The 20,567-nt window shown below is 73.2% G+C and carries 20 protein-coding genes; 9 read left to right on the forward strand and 11 right to left on the reverse strand.

All coding sequences use genetic code 11. The annotated features are described in order from the left end of the window. Positions 1-373: 373 nt before the first annotated feature. Positions 374-871: a MarR family winged helix-turn-helix transcriptional regulator gene (locus tag ABZ719_RS25910; RefSeq protein ID WP_366727559.1), complete on the reverse strand. Its 498-nt coding sequence runs from the start codon at positions 869-871 to the stop codon at positions 374-376. A gap of 142 nt (positions 872-1,013) precedes the next feature. On the opposite strand from ABZ719_RS25910, the gene ABZ719_RS25915 reads away from it, so the two are divergent. Beyond that, positions 1,014-2,267: an amidohydrolase family protein gene (locus ABZ719_RS25915; protein WP_366727560.1), complete on the forward strand. Its 1,254-nt coding sequence runs from the start codon at positions 1,014-1,016 to the stop codon at positions 2,265-2,267. Positions 2,268-2,348: 81 nt separating this feature from the next. Here ABZ719_RS25915 and ABZ719_RS25920 read toward each other — a convergent pair whose 3' ends face one another. Further along, entirely contained in the window at positions 2,349-3,071 is a 723-nt protein-coding gene (locus ABZ719_RS25920; protein WP_366727561.1) for a TetR/AcrR family transcriptional regulator, read from the reverse strand. Positions 3,072-3,375: 304 nt separating this feature from the next. On the opposite strand from ABZ719_RS25920, the gene ABZ719_RS25925 reads away from it, so the two are divergent. Together ABZ719_RS25925 and ABZ719_RS25930 are read left to right on the forward strand one after the other, a co-directional pair. Beyond that, positions 3,376-3,963 carry a flavodoxin family protein gene (locus ABZ719_RS25925; RefSeq protein ID WP_366727562.1) on the forward strand — a complete coding sequence of 196 codons (588 nt, stop codon included), beginning with the start codon at positions 3,376-3,378 and terminating at the stop codon, positions 3,961-3,963. A 201-nt stretch (positions 3,964-4,164) separates the two neighbouring features. Further along, positions 4,165-5,154 (forward strand): aldo/keto reductase, encoded by a 990-nt coding sequence (locus ABZ719_RS25930; protein WP_366727563.1) that lies wholly within the window; start codon positions 4,165-4,167, stop codon positions 5,152-5,154. Positions 5,155-5,294: 140 nt separating this feature from the next. Here ABZ719_RS25930 and ABZ719_RS25935 read toward each other — a convergent pair whose 3' ends face one another. Then, positions 5,295-5,768, reverse strand: a complete 474-nt coding sequence (locus ABZ719_RS25935) for a GMC family oxidoreductase (RefSeq protein ID WP_366727564.1) — start codon at positions 5,766-5,768, stop codon at positions 5,295-5,297. A 413-nt stretch (positions 5,769-6,181) separates the two neighbouring features. Here ABZ719_RS25935 and ABZ719_RS25940 point away from each other — a divergent pair, with 413 nt between their 5' ends. Continuing rightward, positions 6,182-6,307, forward strand: coding sequence for a hypothetical protein (locus ABZ719_RS25940; RefSeq protein ID WP_366727565.1), 126 nt, complete (start codon positions 6,182-6,184; stop codon positions 6,305-6,307). Positions 6,308-6,393: 86 nt separating this feature from the next. Here ABZ719_RS25940 and ABZ719_RS25945 read toward each other — a convergent pair whose 3' ends face one another. From ABZ719_RS25945 to ABZ719_RS25955, 3 genes are all read right to left on the reverse strand, one after another. Next, positions 6,394-7,068, reverse strand: a complete 675-nt coding sequence (locus ABZ719_RS25945; protein WP_366727566.1) for a hypothetical protein — start codon at positions 7,066-7,068, stop codon at positions 6,394-6,396. A 419-nt stretch (positions 7,069-7,487) separates the two neighbouring features. Next, entirely contained in the window at positions 7,488-8,000 is a 513-nt protein-coding gene (locus ABZ719_RS25950) for a hypothetical protein (protein WP_366727567.1), read from the reverse strand. Between the two features lie 353 nt (positions 8,001-8,353). Then, complete coding sequence (locus tag ABZ719_RS25955) at positions 8,354-10,009, reverse strand: VCBS repeat-containing protein (protein WP_366727568.1); 1,656 nt, start codon at positions 10,007-10,009, stop codon at positions 8,354-8,356. Positions 10,010-10,287: 278 nt separating this feature from the next. Between ABZ719_RS25955 and ABZ719_RS25960 the strand changes: the two genes are divergently transcribed. From ABZ719_RS25960 to ABZ719_RS25975, 4 genes are all read left to right on the forward strand, one after another. Then, entirely contained in the window at positions 10,288-11,193 is a 906-nt protein-coding gene (locus ABZ719_RS25960; RefSeq protein WP_366727569.1) for a LysR family transcriptional regulator, read from the forward strand. A 199-nt stretch (positions 11,194-11,392) separates the two neighbouring features. Beyond that, on the forward strand, positions 11,393-11,956 hold the full coding sequence (locus tag ABZ719_RS25965; RefSeq protein ID WP_366727570.1) for a cysteine dioxygenase family protein: 564 nt from the start codon (positions 11,393-11,395) through the stop codon (positions 11,954-11,956). Then, positions 11,953-13,137: a putative sulfate exporter family transporter gene (locus ABZ719_RS25970; RefSeq protein WP_366727571.1), complete on the forward strand. Its 1,185-nt coding sequence runs from the start codon at positions 11,953-11,955 to the stop codon at positions 13,135-13,137. Before ABZ719_RS25965 ends, ABZ719_RS25970 begins: the two co-directional genes overlap by 4 nt. A gap of 170 nt (positions 13,138-13,307) precedes the next feature. Further along, entirely contained in the window at positions 13,308-13,739 is a 432-nt protein-coding gene (locus tag ABZ719_RS25975) for a hypothetical protein (protein ID WP_366727628.1), read from the forward strand. 15 nt (positions 13,740-13,754) lie between these two features. Here ABZ719_RS25975 and ABZ719_RS25980 read toward each other — a convergent pair whose 3' ends face one another. After that, positions 13,755-15,161 (reverse strand): FAD-binding oxidoreductase, encoded by a 1,407-nt coding sequence (locus ABZ719_RS25980; RefSeq protein WP_366727572.1) that lies wholly within the window; start codon positions 15,159-15,161, stop codon positions 13,755-13,757. Positions 15,162-15,441: 280 nt separating this feature from the next. On the opposite strand from ABZ719_RS25980, the gene ABZ719_RS25985 reads away from it, so the two are divergent. Further along, entirely contained in the window at positions 15,442-16,170 is a 729-nt protein-coding gene (locus ABZ719_RS25985; protein WP_366727573.1) for a transglycosylase SLT domain-containing protein, read from the forward strand. 160 nt (positions 16,171-16,330) lie between these two features. Here the strand turns inward: ABZ719_RS25985 and ABZ719_RS25990 are convergent, their stop codons facing one another. From ABZ719_RS25990 to ABZ719_RS26005, 4 genes are all read right to left on the reverse strand, one after another. Continuing rightward, positions 16,331-18,217 (reverse strand): helix-turn-helix transcriptional regulator, encoded by a 1,887-nt coding sequence (locus ABZ719_RS25990; protein WP_366727574.1) that lies wholly within the window; start codon positions 18,215-18,217, stop codon positions 16,331-16,333. Then, positions 18,214-18,567: a helix-turn-helix transcriptional regulator gene (locus ABZ719_RS25995; protein ID WP_366727575.1), complete on the reverse strand. Its 354-nt coding sequence runs from the start codon at positions 18,565-18,567 to the stop codon at positions 18,214-18,216. Before ABZ719_RS25995 ends, ABZ719_RS25990 begins: the two co-directional genes overlap by 4 nt. Positions 18,568-18,654: 87 nt before the next feature. Further along, entirely contained in the window at positions 18,655-19,227 is a 573-nt protein-coding gene (locus ABZ719_RS26000) for a transcriptional regulator (RefSeq protein ID WP_366727576.1), read from the reverse strand. Positions 19,228-19,590: 363 nt separating this feature from the next. Beyond that, on the reverse strand, positions 19,591-20,535 hold the full coding sequence (locus ABZ719_RS26005) for a ScbA/BarX family gamma-butyrolactone biosynthesis protein (RefSeq protein ID WP_366727577.1): 945 nt from the start codon (positions 20,533-20,535) through the stop codon (positions 19,591-19,593). Between the last annotated feature and the right edge of the window lie 32 nt (positions 20,536-20,567).

Here is a 20,567-nt window from a genome sequence, read left to right on the forward strand (position 1 = left end):
GGCGATGCTCGCGATGCTCGCGCCGGGGTCGGCGGCGAGCATCCGCGCCCCCGTGGTCAGGACGGCTTCCAGGTTGCGTGCTGCGTCGGCTCTCACGGGCCCAGCTTATGGGCCGGACCTTCCGGCAGATCAGCCTGCCCGCCGCCATCGGCAGCATCGGCACCGGTCCGCCCGCCGCCACGGGCAGCACCGGGGCCGGTCCGCCCGCCGCCACCGGTCCCGGCACCCGCCGAGCTCCGGACGGACGCGCTCCGCCGTCATCGTCTTGCCCGGCCGTCGCACGGCGGTCCTACGCGACCGGCCGCCACGGGGATTCGCGGACAGCCGCCACGGGGCCGTGCCGACACCCGTTACGACGTTGTGCCGACGCCCGTCACGACGTTGCGCCGGCGGTGCCCGGTGCGGGGAGCCGGGCGGTGGAGTCCGCGTACTTCAGGAGCAGGCGGGCGAATTCGAGCCGTTCGGACTCGGGCCAGTCACGGGTGATGTATTCGAAGGCCTGCCGCTGCTGGCGGCGGAAGTGGCGGAGGAGGGCGGTGCCCTCCTCGGTGAGGTGGAGCACGGTGCGGCGGCCGTCCTGCTGCGAGGCCGCGCGGACCAGGTAGCCGTGGGAGATGCAGTCGCTCACCATGCGGCTGGCCACCGACGGGTCCACCAGGAGGTGTTCGGCGATCCCGCCGACCGTCATCTCCGTGGCCGCCTCGGCCGCCTCGTCGACGATGTTGAGGACCAGGTTGCGCTTGAGGTCCTTGGGTCCCGCCGGGGGGTCGACGGGGGCCTGCATGGTGCGCCGCCTCAGCCGGGCGAAGGCCGTGCCGACGGCGTCCAGGAGGGCTTGTCCTTGCGGCAGCGAGGCGTCCGTGTGGGTCACCCCCGCAGTTTATCGCATGCGTCTGCAGCATGCAGATGTATGCAAGTGTGCATGGAGTTGTGAGTTGCATTAATGTGGTCGTGGCGGTGGGGAGAACTCGGCACCAGCGGAGCGACGCGCCTGCCCGGAGAAAGAGAGAGCCATGATCACAGCCATCATCAACGGCCGGGTGTTCGACGGTGAGCACGTGCGGGAGGACACCACCGTCGTGCTGGACGGCACGCGGATCGCCGCGGTCGGCGGTGAAGCGCCTGCCGGGGCGGACATCGTCGACGCCAGGGGCGCAACGCTGCTGCCCGGTCTGTTCGACGCCCATGTCCACACCTCCGAAGAGGCACTGGCGCTGGCGCTGCGGTTCGGGATCACCACCGAACTGGAGATGCAGGGCATGCACACCAAGGCCGCCCGCGCGCACATCACGGAGAACGACGCCCTCGCCGACGTCCGCTCCGCGGGGTTCGGCATCACTCCTCCCGGGGGTCACCCGAGCGAACTCATGCCCAAGGGTTTCAAGCCGGGAGGGCACGACGGACCCGGCGACGGGGGCGATCGGCCCGGCCCGCGTGAGATGCCCCTGATGCCGTTCTCCACCACGCCGGAAGAAGCGGTCGCCTTCGTCCCCCGGCTCGTCGCGGCGGGGTCGGACTACATCAAGTTCATGGTCGACGACGGTACGGTCGAGGGCCACCCCGGTCTGCCCATGCTCGACCAGGCGACCCTGAGCGCCGGTGTCGCCGAGGCCCACCGGCACGGGATGCTCGCCATCGCCCACACCCTGACCGTCGACGCGACGCGGATGGCGATCGAGGCCGGCATCGACGGCCTGGCCCACCTGTTCATGGACCAGCCGCACACCGACGAGATCATCGACCTCGTCGCCGCCTCCGGCGCGTTCGTCGTCCCCTGTGTCGTCCTGAACGCGTCCATGACGGGCGTCACCGGCTCGGCGCTCACCGGGGACCCGCGCGTCGGCCCCCGCCTGAACGAGGCATGGACCAACACGCTGAACAGCAGTTACAACCGCTACCCGCAGGGCAAGGTCGAGGACGTCCTGGCCTCGGTCAAGGCCCTGCACGACGCCGGCGTCGACCTGATGGTGGGCACCGACTCGGCCCCGCTGCCCCTGCCGTTCCTGGGTGGCGTGGTCCACGGCGCCAGCGTCCACCAGGAACTCCAGTACCTCGTCCAGGCCGGTCTCAGCCCGGTCCAGGCCCTGCGTGCGGCGACCCTCACCCCGGCACGCCGCTTCGGTCTGGAGGACCGTGGCCGCATCGCCGAGGGGTTGCGGGCCGACCTGCTGCTGGTGGACGGCGACCCCACCACCACGATCAGCGACACCCTCAACCTGCGTGACGTGTGGCGCCGGGGCACCCGTACCGCCCTCTCCGCCTCGTAGCGACCCGCTCTCCGCCGACGACCGCTGCCCGCCACGTACGTCCTCCGTGGCGGGCGGCGGTTTCGTTCGTGACGGCCCGGTTCAGCCTGCCAGCCGCCGCAGCCACTCGCGCAGCAGAGCCGTCTCCGTCGGTCTCAGGGGGACCCCGGCGGCCGGGGGGCCGGTGGTGAGCGCCGTTTCCAGTGCCGCGTCGAGGGCGAGGGCGCGCGAGGCCAGGTCGGACCCGGACGGGGCGGCCCGGTCCGTGGTGACGGAGGCGAGGACGGTGTCCCGCAGCCGCGCCGAAGTGGTCAGGTCCCGCTCCGCCGGCGCCTCACCGATCAGCGCCAGCGTGGCGCCCGTCGTCGCGGCGTGGATGACGTGGGTCGCCTGTTCCACCGGGACCCGCAGGCGCCCGGCCTCGGCCGCGCGGCGCAGCAGGGTCATCAGCAGGGCGTGCGCCTCGTCCGCGGCGGGGGGCCGCCGGCCGGGCTGCACGGTGCCGTACATGAGCATGTAGAACGCGGGGTGCCGCACTCCGAAGTCGACGTGCAGGTCCCAGCCGCGGTAGAGGTCGGCCACCGGGTCGTCGGGGGACAGTGCCAGGGCCTCACGTTTCTCGGCCAGGTACATCTCGAACCCGTAGGCGGCCAGGTCGGCCAGGAGTCCGTCCTTGTCGCCGAACAACCGGTACAGCGCGGGCGCGGTGACGCCCGCGGCCGCGGCGACGGCGCGCGTGGACACCGCCTCGCTGCCGCCCTCCTCCAAGAGCTTGGCGGCCACCTGCAGCACCTGGCGGCGCGCGGCCCGACGTTCCTCGTTCATGGAACAACGATATCGCAGTTCGCGTATCGCCGCCTTAACGGTGTTCCGGCGAATACCGAAACGGTGATACGGTCTTCTCGTCGGCGCCGGTCCGTGACTCCTGGACGTGCGCCACACCCTGGCCATGGACGCCGGCCCCCGGCCCGTGGAGCAGCGCGGCCCTCCGCCGCGACGAGCTGCTCACCGCCCGTCGGCACCCCGATTCACGCATCCACCCGATTCACGCACCACCCCACGCACGCATCACCTTTCACTCATCGTCGCCCCACTCACACGCCGCCCTCGCGGCAGGAGAGGAACACTCATGTCCGACATCTCCGTCGTCATCGCCTCGCACTCCGGCTACGGCCACACCGCGCAGATCGCCGTGGCCGTCGAGGACGGCGCGCGTTCCGTCGCCGGGACGCGGGTCCGCCGCGTGGACGTCGCCTCCCTCGGCGACGCCGACTGGGACCTGCTGGACGCCGCGGACGCCATCGTCTTCGGCACCCCCACCTACATGGGCACCGCGTCCGGGGCGTTCCACGCCTTCGCCGAGGCCACCAGCAAGCGGTGGAGCACGCGTGCCTGGAGTGACAAGCTCGCCGCGGGATTCACCAACTCCGGTTCCATGAGCGGCGACAAGATGCACACGCTGCAGTACCTCTCGCTGCTGGCGGCCCAGCACGGCATGCTCTGGGTGAGCCTGAACCTCCTGCCGGGCTGGAACACCACCACCTCCAGCCCCCAGGACGACAACCGGCTCGGCTTCTACCTCGGCGCCGGCGCGCAGAGCTTCAACGACACCGCCGCGGTCCACGACGCGGACCTGAGCACCGCCCGCCACCTCGGCCGGCGCGTCGCCGAGCAGACGCGGATCCACCGCGCCGGGCTCGCCGCCGCGGCGCACTGACCCGACGGTCCGTGAACCGCCCCGGCGGCCCACCCGGTACGAACGCACGGCGACCGCGGACCGGCAGGTCACGGGTGGAGTCCGCCCGCCGCGGAGTCACGTCCGCGCGACCCCGCGGCCGGCCGGAGCGTTCGGGCCGGCGGGAGGACGCGCGGGGCGCGCGACGTCACAGCGCCTTTCATCCCACTCGGAGGAGTGCACATGCAGTACCGGACCCTGGGCAGCCAGGGCCTCGAGGTCTCGGCGATCGGTTACGGCGCGATGGGCCTGACGATGGCGTACGGACCCACCGACGAGGAGGCCGGCCTCGCCGCCCTCCGCCGCGCCCACCAGCTGGGCGTCACCTTCTTCGACACCGCCGAGATGTACGGCCGGGGCACCGGATCCAACGAGATCCTGGTCGGCAGGGCGGTCCGGGACTTCCGCGACGAGGTGGTCCTGGCCACCAAGTTCGGCGTCGACATGTCGGTGCCGCCGGAGCGGATCGGCGGCCCCCTGGACAGCCGGCCCGACACGATCCGCAAGGTCGCCGACAACAGCCTGCGCCACCTCGGCGTGGATCACATCGACGTCTTCTACCAGCACCGCGTCGACCCCGACGTGCCCGTCGAGGAGGTCGCGGGCACCGTCAAGGAACTGATCGAGGCGGGCAAGGTGAAGTACTTCGGCCTCAGTGAGGCCGGACCCGAGACGATCCGCAAGGCGCACGCCGTGCAGCCGGTCTCCGTCCTGCAGACCGAATACTCCCTGTTCGAACGGGACGTGGAGCAGCTCTTCCGGGTCCTGGACGAACTCGGCATCGGCTTCGTCGCCTACTCGCCCCTCGGCCGCGGGTTCCTCACCGGCACCGCCAAGCCCGCCGGCCGCTACGAAGGCAGCGACATACGCAACACCGACCCGCGCTGGCAGCCGGGCAACTTCGAGAAGAACCTCCACGCCGTCGACCGGCTCGCCGCCCTCGCGGCGGCCAAGGGCGCCACCGTCTCCCAGCTCGCCCTGGCCTGGCTCCTGACCCGGGGCGAGCACATCGTGCCCATCCCCGGCACCCGCAGCCCGCAGCGCATCGAGGAGAACGCGGGGGCGGTCGGCCTCACCCTCACCGACGCCGACCTCGAGGCCGTCGACGCGATCCTGCCGCACGGCGGCTTCGGCGCCCGCTACGCCGGGGGGAACGTGCCGGCCTGGACCTGAGAGCCGGCCCGGGCGGGGCACCCCTGCCCACACCGGCGACGCGCGGCCGGGATCGAACCCCCCAGGCGCGGCCCGGCCGTGTGCCCCGAAAGGGCGTCCGTGGGGGGGATCGGGTACGTGTCCGCGGGCGCCGCCCGCCCTCACGGGTGACGCAGCAGGTCGGCCGCCCGCTCGGCGATGGCGTAGACCGTGGCGTTGGTGTTGTTGGACGGGATCGACGGGATGACGGAGGCGTCGGCCACGCGCAGCCCGTCCAGTCCCCGGACCCGCAGTGCGGAGTCGACGACGGAGACCTCGTCCTCGCCCAGGGCGCAGGTGCCCACCGGGTGGCAGTACGAGCCGAAGTACCTGCGGGCGTAGGCGCCCAGGGACTGCCCGTCCAGGGCGCCGGGTCCTAAGCTCACCTCTTCGGGACCCCACTCGGCGAGTGCCGGGGAGCCCACGATCCGGCGGGCCGTCCGGATGCCGGACACCACCGCGCGGACGTCCTGCTCCTCGGTGAAGTAGGCGGGGTCCAGGACCGGCGGCGCGTACGGGTCGGCGGAGGTGATCCGCAGGGTGCCGCGGCCGGCCGGCTGCGCATGAGCATCGAGCGCGCGGCGGCCCTGGTGCACGCGGCGGGGGTGGGCACGATCCTCACCCTGATCGGCGCCCCGCCGGAGCAGCGCGACCTGCGGACCGCGGACGCCGCGCGCGAGATGGTGCTCGCCGCCATCAGCACCCCGGCCGCCCCAGCTTCGCCCGCGGCGGCCGTCCCCTCCCCGTCCACCGCCCCCGCCGTCACCGGAGGGACTGGGCGGGCCGGGGAAAGCGGGGGGGAGCAGGGAGAGCCGGGGGAGTGGGCGCGGTCGGCGAGACAAGCGGCACTGGTGAGGCCGGCGAGACAAGCGGCACTGGTGAGGCCGGCGAGACAAGCGGCTTCGGTGAGGCAAGCGGCTCCGGTGGGGCGGGTCGGGCAAGTGACTCCGGTGGCACCGGCTCCGGTGGCGCCGGCGGCACTGCCGCCGATGAGACGGCGAAGGCCGCGATGGCCCTGCGCGCGGCGCTCGGACGTACCGACCGTCCGGCCGTCACCCCCGCCGAGCGGACCCTGCTCGTCGAGTGGCTGAACCGCCTCGCGGACGCCGGGCCCCCGCAGGCCGCGGACGCCTGAGCGGCGGTCCGCCCCGCCGCCGTGCCCCGACCCGGGCGGTGGCGGGGCGGGGCACGGCGGGCCGGTGGACGGAGTCGGGGCCCGGATCACGGGACGGGCGAGGGCGTCGGTACCGGGCCGGCGCCGAGGCGCTTGCGCGTGCCGCGGTGGGCGGCGATGCCCAGGGCGAGCAGCCAGTAGCTGAACAGGGCGCCCATCAGGGCGGTCGTCCCCCAGCCGTTGGCCGCGTAGAAGTGCGCGGGGGTGTTGCCGAAGAACAGCGACGGCACGAAGGCCAGGTTCACCCCGGCCAGGACGTAGGCCGTGCGGTGGATCCAGCGGGGCAGCAGGCCCGTGCGGGAGAGCGCGTAGCCCGTGGCGGCCAGGAACATGGCCATCAGCATGCGCGAGACGGAACCGTAGAGGACGTAGGTGCCGCTGACCGTGATGGTGGGGTCGACGGGACGGTCGGCCTGGATCACCGCCCCCGCCTCCAGGCCGCTGGAGACCAGGGTGACCACCGTGTACGCGACCCCGGCGGTGAAGGCGAGGGTGCCGGCCCACTCCAGGTCCGGCCGCACGGTCCTGACCAGTTCCCGCAGGGACGCCACGAGGACGAGCAGGCATCCGAGCGCGAGGATCCCGGTCAGCAGCCGGGCCAGCACGTTGGCGTCCGGGGGCGGCCCCGAGTAGACGAAGTACAGCGGTACTTCGACGATGAAGGCGGTGGCTGCGGCGAGGGCGCTGACCGCGGTCATGCGCCGGGCGACGGTCTCCTGCACGGTGGTCCTCCTCGGTCGGTGCCGGGGGCCTCACCGCCCCGGCACCAGAAAGGCTGGCAGGCCCAGGGCCCGGAAGCCGTCGGTCTGGCCCCCGGATCCGGGGTGGACCCGGCGACACCCCCCCAAATGTCTTGGCCCCGGTGCAGGCACTGTGCCGCCGGGCGCGCCGCACCGTGCCGCCACGGGCGTAGCCCTGCGCCCGCACACGTCACGCCGCGCCCGCACACGTCGTGCTGTGTCGCCGCCCGTCCGTGATGTGCCGCCGGTGTGCCGCGGATGTGCCGCATGTGTGCGGTTCATGTGTCCCGGAGTGCCGTCGGAGTGACGCCCGGCCGGTCGCCGCTGTTCCCGGGGCGGGCGGCTTTGCCCGGCGGGCGGAACCAGGAGGAAGCGGTCCCAGGGGGAGGAGGGCGGACGGTTCAGCGGACCAGGTGGTCCAGGGCCGCGCTCGCCAGGCTGAGGGCCGCGTGCAGTTCCGTCACCTCGGCGACGGTCGGCCGGACCACGTCGCTCCAGTTGCCGCGCAGCGCCGGCCAGAGGGCCAGCAGGACCTGGGCGCCCGGCAGTCCGAGGTGGGCGCTCACGTCCATCCGGTCCTCCCCGGCGGGCGTCCAGGACAGGCGGACGCGGCCCGGCGGAATGCGGGAGGGGTCGTCGAGCGTGCTCCAACGGACCTGGAACGACCGGCCGGGCGCCTTGCGCACCACCGTCACCAGCGCCCCGCGCACGTCCTCGGGCATGGGCGACCTGACCAGGGTGCGCAGTTCGACGGGGCTGCGGTAGGGATCGCTGCCCGGGACGAGGGTGAGGGCGGGTCTGCGGGAGGGGCCGTCGTGGCCGGCCGCGGGGCGGCGCCGGGGCAGCGGCGGCCGGGCCGACGGACGGCGGACGGCCGGCCGGCCCGTCAGGTCGATCATGTTGAACCTGGTCATGCGGGACTCCGAACGGGAACGGTGCGCGCCGGTGCGGCGCTGCTCGGTCCAGCGTCGCCCTCCGCAGAGCCGGACGCATCGGTCATATGACTGCATGCGGTGCCCTGGAATGTCAGTCCCTTCGGTCCCTCAGTCCCTCGGTCGCTCAGTTCCTCGGGCCTCTTCGGGGCTCGGACCCCTCTCGTTTCCCGGGCCTCTCCGGGGCTCGGACCCTTTCCGTTTCTCGGTCCCTCCGGTTCCTCGGTGCCTCGGGGTTCCTTCGAGAGGCGTCCGGGCGGATGCGGACACACAAGGGGGCTCCCCCCGGGCGATGCCGCCGGGGAGAGCCCCTTCCTGTGCGTACGCGCCGTGCGTCAGTACAGGTTCTTGTACGTGTTCCAGCCGGTGCCGAGCTTCGCCCGGGTCTTGAACTGACCCTGACCGGTGGAGGAGTAACGGTACAGCTCGCCCTTGGAGTTGACCGCGACCAGGTCGGCGCGGTTGTCCCCGTCGATGTCGCCCGGCGAGGCCAGCTTGTTGTACTGCTGCCAGCCGGTGCCGATCTTCACCTTGGAGGCGAAGGGCGAGGCGCTGTTGCCCGTACCGCGGTAGAGGTACAGCGTGCCGGAGGGCGTCCGCGCGACGATGTCGGCACGGCCGTCGCCGGTGAGGTCGCCCGCGCCGACGATCTTGTCGTAGCCGTTCCAGCCGCCGCCGATCTTGAGCGGCGAGGCGAGGGACGCACCGGTGCCGTTCCCGCGGAACAGGTACAGGTTGCCGGAGGTGTCCCGGCCGAGGACGTCGCCCTTGCCGTCGTCGTTCAGGTCACCGGCGCCGAGGAACAGGTTGTACTTGCTCCAGCCGGTGGCCAGGGAGTCGTCGGCCCCGTAACCGTGGTTGTAGAGGACCCCGTCGTACTGCTCCAGCAGGTCCGCGTACCCGTCCGGGTCGAGCGAGGAGGCGTACGCGATCCGGGCGCCCGCCCAGCCGCCGGTGTCGCTGATCTTGGCGCGCGCGCCGAACTGGCCGTTGTGCATCACGCCGTACCAGTACAGCGTGCCGCCGTTGTCCATGCCGATCAGTGAGGACTTGCCCCAGAAGGGGTTCGCGCCGCTGCCGGCGAAGAGTTCGACGGGCTCGAAGCCGTTTCCGTTCGACTGCCGGGCGCGGAAGTTCCCCGAACCGTCGGCCACGTAGTAGTACAGCTCGCCGGAGGCGGTGCGGCCGAGCAGGTCGCCCTGGCCGTCGCCGCTCCAGTCGTCGGCGGCGATGAGCTGGTTGTACGTGTTCCAGCCGCTGCCGATCTTCTTCCGGGCGGCGAGCGGCGCCGTGGCGTTGCCCTGGCCGGCGTAGAAGTACAGGTCGCCGGAGGGCGTGCGGGCGACGACGTCGCCGATGCCGTCCTTGTTCATGTCGCCCATGCCGACCAGCTGGTCGAACATCGACCAGCCGCCGCCGACCAGGACCCGCGCGCGGAACGGGGAGCTGTCGCTGCCCGTCCCCTGGTACAGGTACAGGTCACCGGAGTAGGTGCGGGCGAGCAGGTCGGGCCTGCCGTCGCCGGTCACGTCGCCGGGCGCGAACACCTTGTTGTAGATCTGCCAGCCCTGGCCGTTCCAGACGCTGTAGCCCGTGCCGGAGACGCCCTCGCTGTGGAACAGCGACAGGGTGCCGGTCGTGGACAGCGTCAGGACCTCGGGGCCGCCCGTGCCGTCGAGGTTCCCCGGCGTGAGGATGTCCTTCGGCCTCTCGTCGGGGTTGTCGCCGTTGATGGTGTACTGCTCGAACTTGTTCGAGGTGCTCAGCCAGACGAGGGTGGTCCCGTCGTCGAGCCGCATGATGTTGTCGCCGACGTTGTCGCCGTCGATGTCGAAGGTCGCCCCGGCGGCCTTGACGCCCGCGCGCAGGTGCGGCGCCGCGTGCGGGGCGGCCTGCGGGCGCTCCCCCTTGGGCACGGCGGCCTTGGGCGTCGGGATGGTGACGTCCTGCGACGGCTTGTCGGCGGCGAGGGCCGGCGTGCTCAGAAACATGCCCGCGGCCGCCGCGAGGGCGGTGCAGGCGAGCAGCCGGGACCGACGCGCTCTACCGAATGGGCGCGAGATAGACAAAAGCCCCCCACTGATCAGGTTGTGGTGTCGGCTTCCTGAAAAGATTCAGTGAAGCCGATGATCGTCGGAGTGTACGACAGCCGTGCACCGCAGATGGTTGCCCTGTCCCCGCAACCGAAATCCGCCCGGAAACCGGGGAAGGTGCGGGTGTACGGACACCTCCGGGAACGGGAACCCAAGTTCCGCTTATGATTTGACACGTGTTCGATTCACGGCACATAAGGACGTTCCACGCGGTGGTGGACGCGGGGACCTACTCCGGAGCCGCCGCGGTCCTCGGGTACACCCAGCCGGCGGTGACCCAGCAGATGAAGGCGCTGGAACGGACCGTCGGCTCACCGCTGTTCGTCCGCGTCGGCCGGCGGATGCGGCTGACCGAGGCCGGTGAGACCCTGGCCCGGCACGCGGAGGCCATCCTCACCAGCCTGTCCGTGGCGGAGGAGCAGGTCACGGCGATCACCCGGCTGCGCAGCGGCCGCGTACGGGTCTGCGCCTTCCCCAGCGCCAACGCCACCGTCGTTCCCGAGGCGCTGGCCCGGCTCGCCGCCGGCCACCCGGGGATACGGGTGCAGTTGCTGGAGGACGAGCCGCCCGACTCGCTGGAGCGGCTGGCGCGCGGCGCGTGCGACATCACCCTGGCCTTCACCTACCCGGGGCTGCGCGAGTCGGTGCCGGACGAGGTGGTGGAGATACCGCTGCTGGAGGACCAGTTGACGGTGCTGATGCCGGTCGGCCACCCGCTGGCCCGGCGGCGCGCGGTCCGGCTCGCCGACCTCGCCGAGGAACGCTGGATCGCCGGGTGCCCGCGCTGTCGCACCAACTTCCTGCATGAGTGCGCCGAACTGGGCTTCGCGCCCGACATCGCGTACACCACGGACGACGGCCTCGTCGTGCAGTCGCTGGTCGCCGAGGGGCTGGGGGTGGCGATGATGCCCGGCCTCGTGCTGTCCTTCCTGCGGCTCGACCGGGTCGCGGGCCGCGCCCTGGAGCCCGCCGTACGCCGCCGTATCTCGGCGTACGTGCTGCGCGAGCACCTGCGGGTCCCGGCGACCGCCCTGGTCGTCGACACGATCAAGGCGGTCGCACAGCGGAGGGTCGGCTGCTGACCTGGCCGGCCCGGCCGCGTAGGGGAGCAGGCCCGGCTGCGGAAGTGGAGCCGGCCCGGCCGCGTACGCAGGGCCTGCCCGGCCGGGCGCGCGGGGCCGGATCCGCGCCCGCGACCGGCCACCCCGCATAAGCACGGCTTGGGAACGACCGAAGAAACCGTCGTTGGACGTGCGGTTCCCGCGGTCCGACGCTGGCGTCATGACCACTACCGACGTCCGGACGCGCAGGGCGACCACCCCCCGCCTCGACCGTCTCGTCCAGGAAGTGCGCGAGGCCGTACGGCAGAACCTGCCCGGTGAGCGCACCGCACATCTGGTCGCTCGGCGGCTGGCGCCGCACCTGGGCGCCGGTGACCTGCTGACCGACGCCCAGTGCGAGGGCAGCGCCGACCGCTACCGCCAGCACGTCCTGCACGTGGAGGAGGACGGCGGCTTCTCGGTCGTGGCCCTGGTGTGGCTGCCGGGACAGCGCACCTCCGTCCACGACCACGTCTCCTGGTGCGTCACGGGAGTGCACGAGGGACGCGAGCACGAACGCCGCTACCGGCTGACCGGCGAGGGCGCGGCGGCGCGGCTCGTCGCCACCGAGGAGGTCGTCAACGAGCGGGGCGACGTCTGCGGGTTCGCGCCGCCGGGCGACATCCACCGGGTCTGGAACGGCGGTACCGGCAAGGCGGTCTCCCTGCACATCTACGGCGCCGACATCGACCGTCTGGGCAGCAGCGTCCGCCGGGTCTACGAGCCGCCGGCCGACGAACGATGAGCGGGCGGACCGCGCCGGTGACGAGGCCGCCGGAGCCCGCGCCGGCGGGTGCCGGGCCGTCCCGGCCGTCGGCGGGCGCCGGACCGCGGACCAAGTTGCCCGGTCTGGCGGCGGCCGCCGCGGGCGTCGCGCTGGCCTGGACGGCGCACCGGCTGCTGCCGGGCGTGCCGATGCTCACCGCCGCCGTCGTGGCCGGTGTCGTCGCCGCTCATCTGCCGCGTGTGCGCACCGCCGTGCGGGGCGTGGCGCGGCCCGGACTCACCTTCGCGGGCAAGCGGTTGATGCGGGCCGGTGTGGTCCTGCTGGGCCTGAGCGTCGGCCTCGACGACGTCCTCGGCCTGGGCTGGCAGACGGTCGTCATGGTGGTGTGCACCGTCGCCGCGACCTTCGCCGGTACGGTCTGGCTCGGGCGGCGCCTGGGTCTGCCCGGGGACCAGCCGCTGCTGATCGCGACCGGATACTCCATCTGCGGTGCCTCCGCGGTCGGGGCGATGAGCGACGTCTCGGGCAGCGAGGAGGAGGACGTGGCCACGGCGGTGGCGATGGTGACGCTCTGCGGCACCCTGGCCATCGTCGTCCTGCCGCTGCTGCACGCCCCGCTCGGCCTGGACGCCACCCAGTTCGGCCGCTGGGTGGGGGCCGGCGTGCACGACGTCGGCCAGGTCGTGGCGACCGCGCAGACCGCCGGACCGACCGCGCTGCGTGAGGCGGTCCTCGTCAAGCTGATGCGGGTGGCGATGCTCGCACCGCTGGTCGCGTCGGTCGGACTGTCCCTGCGCCGGTCCCGGCGCAAGGCCGCCGCACGGACGGCGGCCGGGTGCGACGGCACCCCTGGCGCCCCCGGCACGGACGGCACCGGTGGGGCCGGTGGGAGCGGTGGAGCGGGCACGACGGTCGCGCAGGGGGCGGGCGGGGGAGTGCGGACGCCGGTCGTACCGCTCTTCGTCGCCGGCTTCCTGGCCATGGTGGCGCTGCGCTCCACCGGACTGGTCCCGCACACCGTCCTCGGCCTCGCCCACCACGCCCAGGAACTGCTGCTCGCCGCCGCCCTCGTGGGCCTGGGCAGCGCGGTCCACCTGCCCTCCCTGGTCCGCGACGGCGGCCGGGTCGCGGCGCTCGGCCTCTGCTCCTGGATCGTGATCGCGGGTGTCTCCTACGGCGGTGTCCTGCTGACGACCTGACCGGCGGTCCGGCGGCCTGCCGATGTGCCGATGTGGCGATCTGACGGACCGGGCCGCGGACCGGGGCTCGCACCCCGCCCCTCATGAGTAACCGGCTTGACTGGTGACGACCTTCATGGAAGAGTCGTCACCAGTCAAGCCGGTTACTACTTCTCGATGTGAGGGACACCATGGCCGTCATCCGCTTCCACCTCATCTCCTCGCTCAGCCCCGCCGACGTGGTGAGGGTGCTGACCGACTTCGGTCCCTCGCGCGCCGAGAACTGGCCGACCATCGACGCCGAGCACTTCACCGTCCACGAACTCGGCGACACCTGGGCCGAGGTGACCGAGGGCACCGCCGCGGCCTGGGAGCGGGCGCGCTACCAGTGGGACGCCGAGAAGGGCAGGGTCGACATCACCACGCTCGACTCGAAGCTCTTCGGCGCCGGCGGCGGCTGGGTCTTCACCGCGACCCCCGAGGCCGACGGCACCCGTGTCGACGTCGAACTGACCCGCCGGCCCGCCTCGGTCAAGGGCAAGGTGCTCGCCGCACTGCTCCCGCTCGCCGCCCCCGCCTCCCTGCGCAAGTCCTTCGCGGGCCCGCTGCAGGCCAAGAAGTAGCGCCCGCCGGCAGGCTCAGGCCCTGCCCGGAGCCACGTTGTGGTTGAAACGGAAGACGTTGGAAGGGTCGTAGCGCCGCTTCACGCCGGCCAGCCGGTCGTAGCGCTCCGGCCCGTACACCGCCCGCACCCCCTCCGGCGCGGTCGCCTCGTCCGGCGACAGGAAGTTCACCATGTTGCGCTCCAGCGCCCACGGCTCCAGCCCGTCCACCACCTCGGCCAGCCCGCCCCTGAGCGCGTCCGCCTGATCGGCCCCGCCCACCGCGAACCCGAACACGACGAACGGCACCCCCCGCGTCGACACCGCGTTGGGAACGGCCGGTTCGCGGTCGAAGGCGCCGCCCAGCGCCCGGATCTCCACGTTGGCCAGCGTGCAGCCGGAGCCCCGACCGGCCAGCCGCACCAGCGCCTCCACCGTCTCCCCGGTGAACTCGCCCAGGCACACGCTCCGGTCGTAGTACGGCATCGGGTCCACCGGATCCAGGTGGATCTCCCCGAGCGAGGTGTACGGCTTCTCCCCGACCAGGTCGAGCAGCGGCGGGGCCACCGCCCGCAGCGGCGCCAGCAGCCGCTCGCCGTCGGCCGCCGACCCCAGGTAGCCGACCCGCAGGTGCACCACGAAGGCACCGCGCAGCGGCTCGGGCAGGACCGGCAGGTCGGGCAGCCGCTGGATGCCGACGGAGGAGGTCATCTCCTCCGGCACGGTCGGCAGCCAGGCGCGCCACGCCTCCAGCAGCTCGGCCAGGCACTCACCCGGGAAGTAGAGGCCGCCGCCGTAGAACCGCGTCACCGGGAACACGTCGAACTCGATCTCGGTCACCACACCGAAGTTGCCCTTGCCGCCGCGCAGCGCCCAGAACAGGTCGGGCTCGCTGTCCGCGTCGACGTGGCGCGCCTCGCCGTCCGCCGTGACGACCCGGAGGCCGCGCACGTGGTCGGCCGCGTAACCCAGGGTCCGTCCGAGCAGCGGGCTCTGGCCGCCGCCCAGGGTGTAGCCGACCACACCCACGTCGGGCGCCGAGCCCGCGAGCGGCGCGAGCCCGAACTCGGCCGTGCGCGGCAGCACATCGCGCCAGCGCAGCCCCGCCTCCGCGCGCACGGTCCGCGCCTGCGCGTCCACGGACAGGTACTTCATCCGCCCGGTGGTGATGAGCAGGCCGCCGTGCGCGGGCGCGGTCACCTGGTGGGCCGTGTTCTTCACCGCCACGGGCAGCCCGTGCCGGGATGCGAACCGGACCGCCGCGCACACGTCGGCCTCGCCGGTGGCCCCGACCACCAGCGCCGGCGCCAGGCCGCTGTTGAGGTTGTACGTGGCGCACTCGGCCGCGTAGCCCTCCTCGCCGGGCAGCAGCACCAGCCCGGTGACGGCCTGCCGCAGGGAAGCCATGTCCATGTCCATGTTCACGTCCAGGTCCACGTTCACGCTGATCTCGCAAATCCACTGGGTGTACGGCTCGTTCCCGGCTCGCGCCGCCCCGGCCGTCGCGCGGGCGCGGCGGCGGTCACCGGCGGGAGAAGCCCTTACGGCAAGCACACGTGTCCGACGTCGTCGGAAGTTCATCCCCGCATGTGTGATCTGTGAGGCCGCCGTTGCGCCCGTGATCGCAGCGGCCGGGGATTGCCTTGTGGTGCCCGGTACGGCAGAGTCAGGGTCGGAGAGACCCGCCCCCGTGCCGAACGGGGGCCTGCCGAAAGGAAATCGTGTGAGCCGGATCTCGGTCCGGGGACTCGCAGTGGCCTCGGCCACCGCGGTCACCGCTGTCGGAAGCGTCGTGGGCGTTGCCTCGGTCAGCAGCGCGCAGAACAACGACGCCGAGGCCACGGCGGCCGACGCGACGCTTCTCGCGGACATCCCGGTGGGCCGCCAGGCCCCCGTGCAGACCGCGTCCCTCACGCAGCAGGCGGACGCCCAGGCCATCGCCGCCGACGCCGGCGCCAAGAAGGACGCCGAGCAGGCGGCCCGCAAGGCGGCGGCCCGGACCGCGATCGCGAAGAAGGCGGCCGCGGAGAAAGAGGCCGCGGAGAAGGAAGCCGCCGAGAAGAAGGCCAAGGAACAGGCCAAGCAGCAGGAGGAACTGAGGCAGGCGTCGAGCCAGAGCACGACCGCCGACGCCTCCGACTTCCCCGTCCAGGGTTCCTACTCCACCGCGCAGATCCAGGCCATCGCCCGGCAGATGGTGCCGAGCGGCCAGTTCCAGTGCTTCAGCAACATCGTGAGCCACGAGTCCGGCTGGAACATGAACGCCGTCAACGCGTCCTCCGGCGCGTACGGCCTCTTCCAGGCGCTCCCGGCCGGCAAGTACGCCTCCGCGGGCGCCGACTGGCGGACCAACCCGGCCACGCAGATCAAGTGGGGCCTCAACTACATGAACTCCAGCTACGGCAGCCCGTGCGGGGCCTGGTCGTTCTGGCAGACCAACCACTGGTACTGAGCGGGCCGCCGGGGCCGGCAAACCGACCGCGGGCCTGGTCCGGCGGTCGGCCCGGTCCGGCCGCGGGCCTGGTCCGGCCGCCGTCGGGCGGACGGTCGTTCAGCTGCCCTTCAGGTGAAGGGCAGCTCAACTTCCCCGGCGCGGGCGGTCGTTCAGCTGCTCAGCTGTCTTCGGGGGAAGGGACGCCGACGGCGGTGCCGTCCTCGGCCTCCACCGTGTAGGTGTCCTTGACCTTGACCTCGGTCAGACCGCGGCCCTCGGGGAAGACCCCGCGCCAGTCACCGCTCACGTGCAGTTCGTCGGTGCCCATCGCGCGGACCACCAGCAGGCCCTCGTCGTAGCACCGGTGCGCCTTCCACCACAGGTTCACGAAGGCCTGGCTGCGGATCAGATGCATCCAGTCGGTGCGGTAGATCTCGCGGTTGTAGTTCGACTCGCCGAGCGTGGAGACGAACTTCGAGTACATCGCCTTCACGTACGTCAGCGTCACCTCGTCGTCCTCGGCGAGGGCCCGGTCCCGGGCGTCCTTGAGCGCCACCCGGAACTTCTCCAGCAGGTTCTCCGTCGCGCCCGACGTCCACGACTCGTGGATCTCCGGCGGGTCGCACAGACCGTACTTCGGCCCGGACAGCCGCAGCAGCAGCCGCAGCGTCGGCTCCGTCACCCACAGCGGGCCCGGTTCGTCGCGGTTGCCGATCGGGTTCGGCAGCACCGCGTCGTGCTCCCACTCCGGCGGGGTGATCAGGTGCACGCCCGCCCGGCGGCGGTCGTGGTGGTCGCCGGTGGAGTGCTCCAGCTGGCCGAGGGGGAGGTGCGTCTTGAGCGCGCTGAGATAGGCGCCGTTGACGTCGAGGGCGGTCACCTCGTGCGTGCCCGGCGGCAGTTCGGGCCGCGTCCACTTGGGGCGCGCCTCCCAGATCTGGTCCGCGCCGCGCGCGCTCTGCTTGTGCAGCACATCGGGCAGCCACGGGTGGGCCACGACGTCGTAGCGTCCGCCCTTGCGGGTGTGGTCGAGCAGCGCCATCGCGTCCGGGATCGCCCGCCTGACCAGCGCGGCCGTGGCCGCCTCGACATCACCGGAATGCTGCGTCAGGGCCTCGGCCACGGCCCGGGCGATCGGGTCCGCCGCGCCGGCGGAGGCCGCCTGCGCCCGCCGCCCGGCCGCGACGATCGGCACACCGCCACGGTCCCCGCCCCGGCCGCCGCTACGGTCGCCGCCCCGGTCACGGTCGCCTGACCGGAAGGCCGGACCGGCGGTGCGGGCGGGCGGCCGGGGGGTTCGGACACCGGGACCTGCGCTGTGGGATGCGGAAGTGCCGGGACCCGTGGTGCGGGAAGCGGGTGTGCTGGGGCCCGTGGTGCGGGAAGCGGTTCCGGCCGTTCCGTGCGCGGCGCCGGGGTCGCGGGGGGCGGAGGTCCGCGCGGGGGAGGGGGCGGGTGCCCCCGGTGCGGAGCACTCGGCGGGGTCCAGATGCTGCGGGAACCCCGCCACCTGCTGCCGGGCCGGTCCGCCGCACAGCACACAGGCCCGCGGCTCCGCCAGTGCCTCCACCTCGTCCACCGAGCCCTGGTCCACGGAGCCCTGGTCCACGGAGCCCTGGTCCACGGCGCCCTCGTCAGCGGGGCCCTCGTTCGCGCAGTCCGCGTCGCCGGCGCCCGCGCCCGCCGGGCCCTCGCCTCCGGTGCGAGAGCCGGCGGCCGGCTCCCCGGCCCCGCCGGCGGCGTCGGCCACCGCAGGGGCCGGCTCCCGCTCGGCCTCCCGCTCCTGCTCACCAGCTCCGGACGGCTCCGCCGGTCCGGACCGCTGCGCCAGCCGGGTGCGCGCCCCGGAGAGGAAGTACGCGTACTTCTCCCGGACCTCACCGCTGGGGTCCCGTCCCGACTCCCAGCCGCCCACCGTGGACGGGCTGACCCCCAGGGCCTGCGCCACCTGGGCGCGCGAGAGGTTCAGCCCCTCCCGCAGCACGCGCCGCTCCGCCACGTCCGGCAGCGGCACCTCCTGGCGGGCGGCGGCCAGCAGGGCGTCGATCGCGTCGAAGTCCGTCATCGCGCGGCCTCCTCCTGGGCGGTGGCGGGAAGGGCGACGGGACGGGCGGGCCCGGGCGCCGGCCGGGCCGCGGCCGCCCCCGCACGGCGGACGGCGTCCCGGCGGCGGGCGTCCGGCAGCGCCTCCGAGGCCCGCGTCGGTCCGGCCAGCAGGTCGAGTACGTCGATGCCGAAGTGCCCGGCGACCGCGTCGCAGTCGTCGAGGCTCCACGCGGCGCTCCCGGACTGACGCCGGCTCACCTGCGCCTGACTCACACCGAGCGCCGCGGCGAGGTCCGTCTGCGACTCGCCGGTGGCGTGCAGGAGCGCCGCCACCGCTGTCCGGACCCGGTCCGCCAGAGTCATCCGCATACCGCCGAATCTAACACCTCGTGCCCATGAACCATGCGTATGGCGCATGAGGCGGCCCGCGTTTCCGCAGGGCTGAGCGGCCTGTGGTCAGGCGGCGAAGCCGACGTTGGTGACGTACTCGTACTGGCCCCACTGCGAACCCAGGTCGACGATCTGGTCGACCCAGGCGTCGTCGAGCGCCTGCGCGTCGTCGGCCGCCCAGGCCTCGACGATACGGTCCCAGCGGCGGATGTTGAGGGCGCGGAACTCGACGACGCGTTGCCGTGGCCGGGGCACCTGGGACTGGTTGAGCGGGTGGATCTCCACCCGCGTCCCGCGGCCCTCCCGGTTGAGGCGGCTCAGCAGATGGCGGGCGACGTTGTGCCGGCGCACGGTCCGGTAGGCGGTCTCGACGCGCTCGAGGTTCTTCTTCGACGGGTTGCGCCGGCCCTCCAGCCAGGCCTTCAGGGTGCGGTCGGTGACCGTGAGGCCCGCCGCCCGGGCCGCGGCACGGGCGTGCGGGGTGCGGGTGAGGTAGTGCAGCCGGGCCAGCAGACCGCGCCGGACCGTCACGGGCGTGACGATGAAACCGGCGAGCGCGTCGAGCCGGCGGGCGACGGCCTCGTACCCCTTGATGCCGCGGGCGCCGTACTTGCCGAACTCCTGGGTGCGTTCGGGCATGTCCGCCTCCTTGCCTGGGCCCGGCCCCGGTCCGGGCGCACGGTGCCGGCGGGGCGTTCGGGATCAGTATGGTCCACGGCGGGCGGACTCCGGTGGGCGGCGCACTCCCGTGCGCTCGCGTGCCCCGGCTCTGCTGAAGGGGGCGGACCACCGGTCCCCGCGGCCGAGCGGAGCGGCCGGCCGCGGCGACACATCGCCACCGGTCACGACACATCACCACCGGCGGCGGCGCACCACTGCCCGAGGTGGCGCACTGCTGCCCGAGGCGGCGAACCACCGCCTGGTGGCGGGAGCCCCGAGGGGCGCGGGCGGTGGAAGGACGAGGGAGTACGGGGTCCTCGCGGACCCTGGCGGCCGGTGCCGTCAGCAGGCGGGGCCCGTGATCGTCGAGGTGAAGACCGTCTCTCCGTCCTGGTGGGCGGCGACCTGGACGGTCGTCATGCCGCCGGACTCGGGCGACACCCGGACCACGTCCATCCAGCACGGCCGGTCCAGTTCGGCGTAGCGGACGAATTCCGTGGTGGCGCTCGACGGGATCAGGCCCTGGGGGGCGAGCGCGGCGCAGGCCGCCTGGCGGCCGCCCTCCAGGAGCACCATGCCGGGCAGGTGGTCCCCGGCGTGGTCGAAGAGGATGGGGTGGGTGAGGTCCGGGGTGAGGAGCCAGCGGGTGGGAGAGTCCGTGGCGGTGAGCACCACGTCGGCCGGGGAGGTGCGGCCCACCACCGCCGGGTCGAGCGGGACGCGGGAGGTGGTGAGGTCGAACGCGTCGTCCGGGGCGGGCTTGCGGTTCGTCCGCAGCCGCTGGTACACGGCGGGCGGGACGGTGGAGAAGGTGCCCGCCCCATGGGCCGCGAGGACGCCGTCGCGGACGATGGCCAGCTCCAGCCGCAGCGAGGCCGCCATTCCCCGGCGCCAGGTGATCTCCGCGCACCGGGCGTCGAGTTCGAAGTCGGTCGGGCTGAGCGCGATCCCCAGGTGCTGCTGGTAGGTCGTGTAGCTGAGGTTCCACATCACGAACTGGTGGGTGAGCGGAACACCGAGTTCGGCGTGGGCGAGGAACATGCCTGCCTGCCGGAACGTCTCCGCCACCTGCAGCGGATCGTGGCCGCGGCCGTCGGAGCGGTTGAAGAGGGTGTGTGCCCTGGGCCACTGCCCGGTGAGGGAGAACCGCTGGTCCTCCTGGCCGGTGCAGCCGGTGAGGAACACCTCGGCCACACAGGCGCGGTGGACGTACTCCTTCGGGACCGTGGTGGTCAGACGCGGCAGCGTCGACAGTCCGCCTTCGTCGTGCGTGCTGTGCAAACCCATCGCAGGCCCCCCGCCTGGAAGCTTTGTTCGAC

This window comes from Streptomyces sp. NPDC006743 (genome assembly GCF_040703815.1).
Classification (GTDB): domain Bacteria; phylum Actinomycetota; class Actinomycetes; order Streptomycetales; family Streptomycetaceae; genus Streptomyces.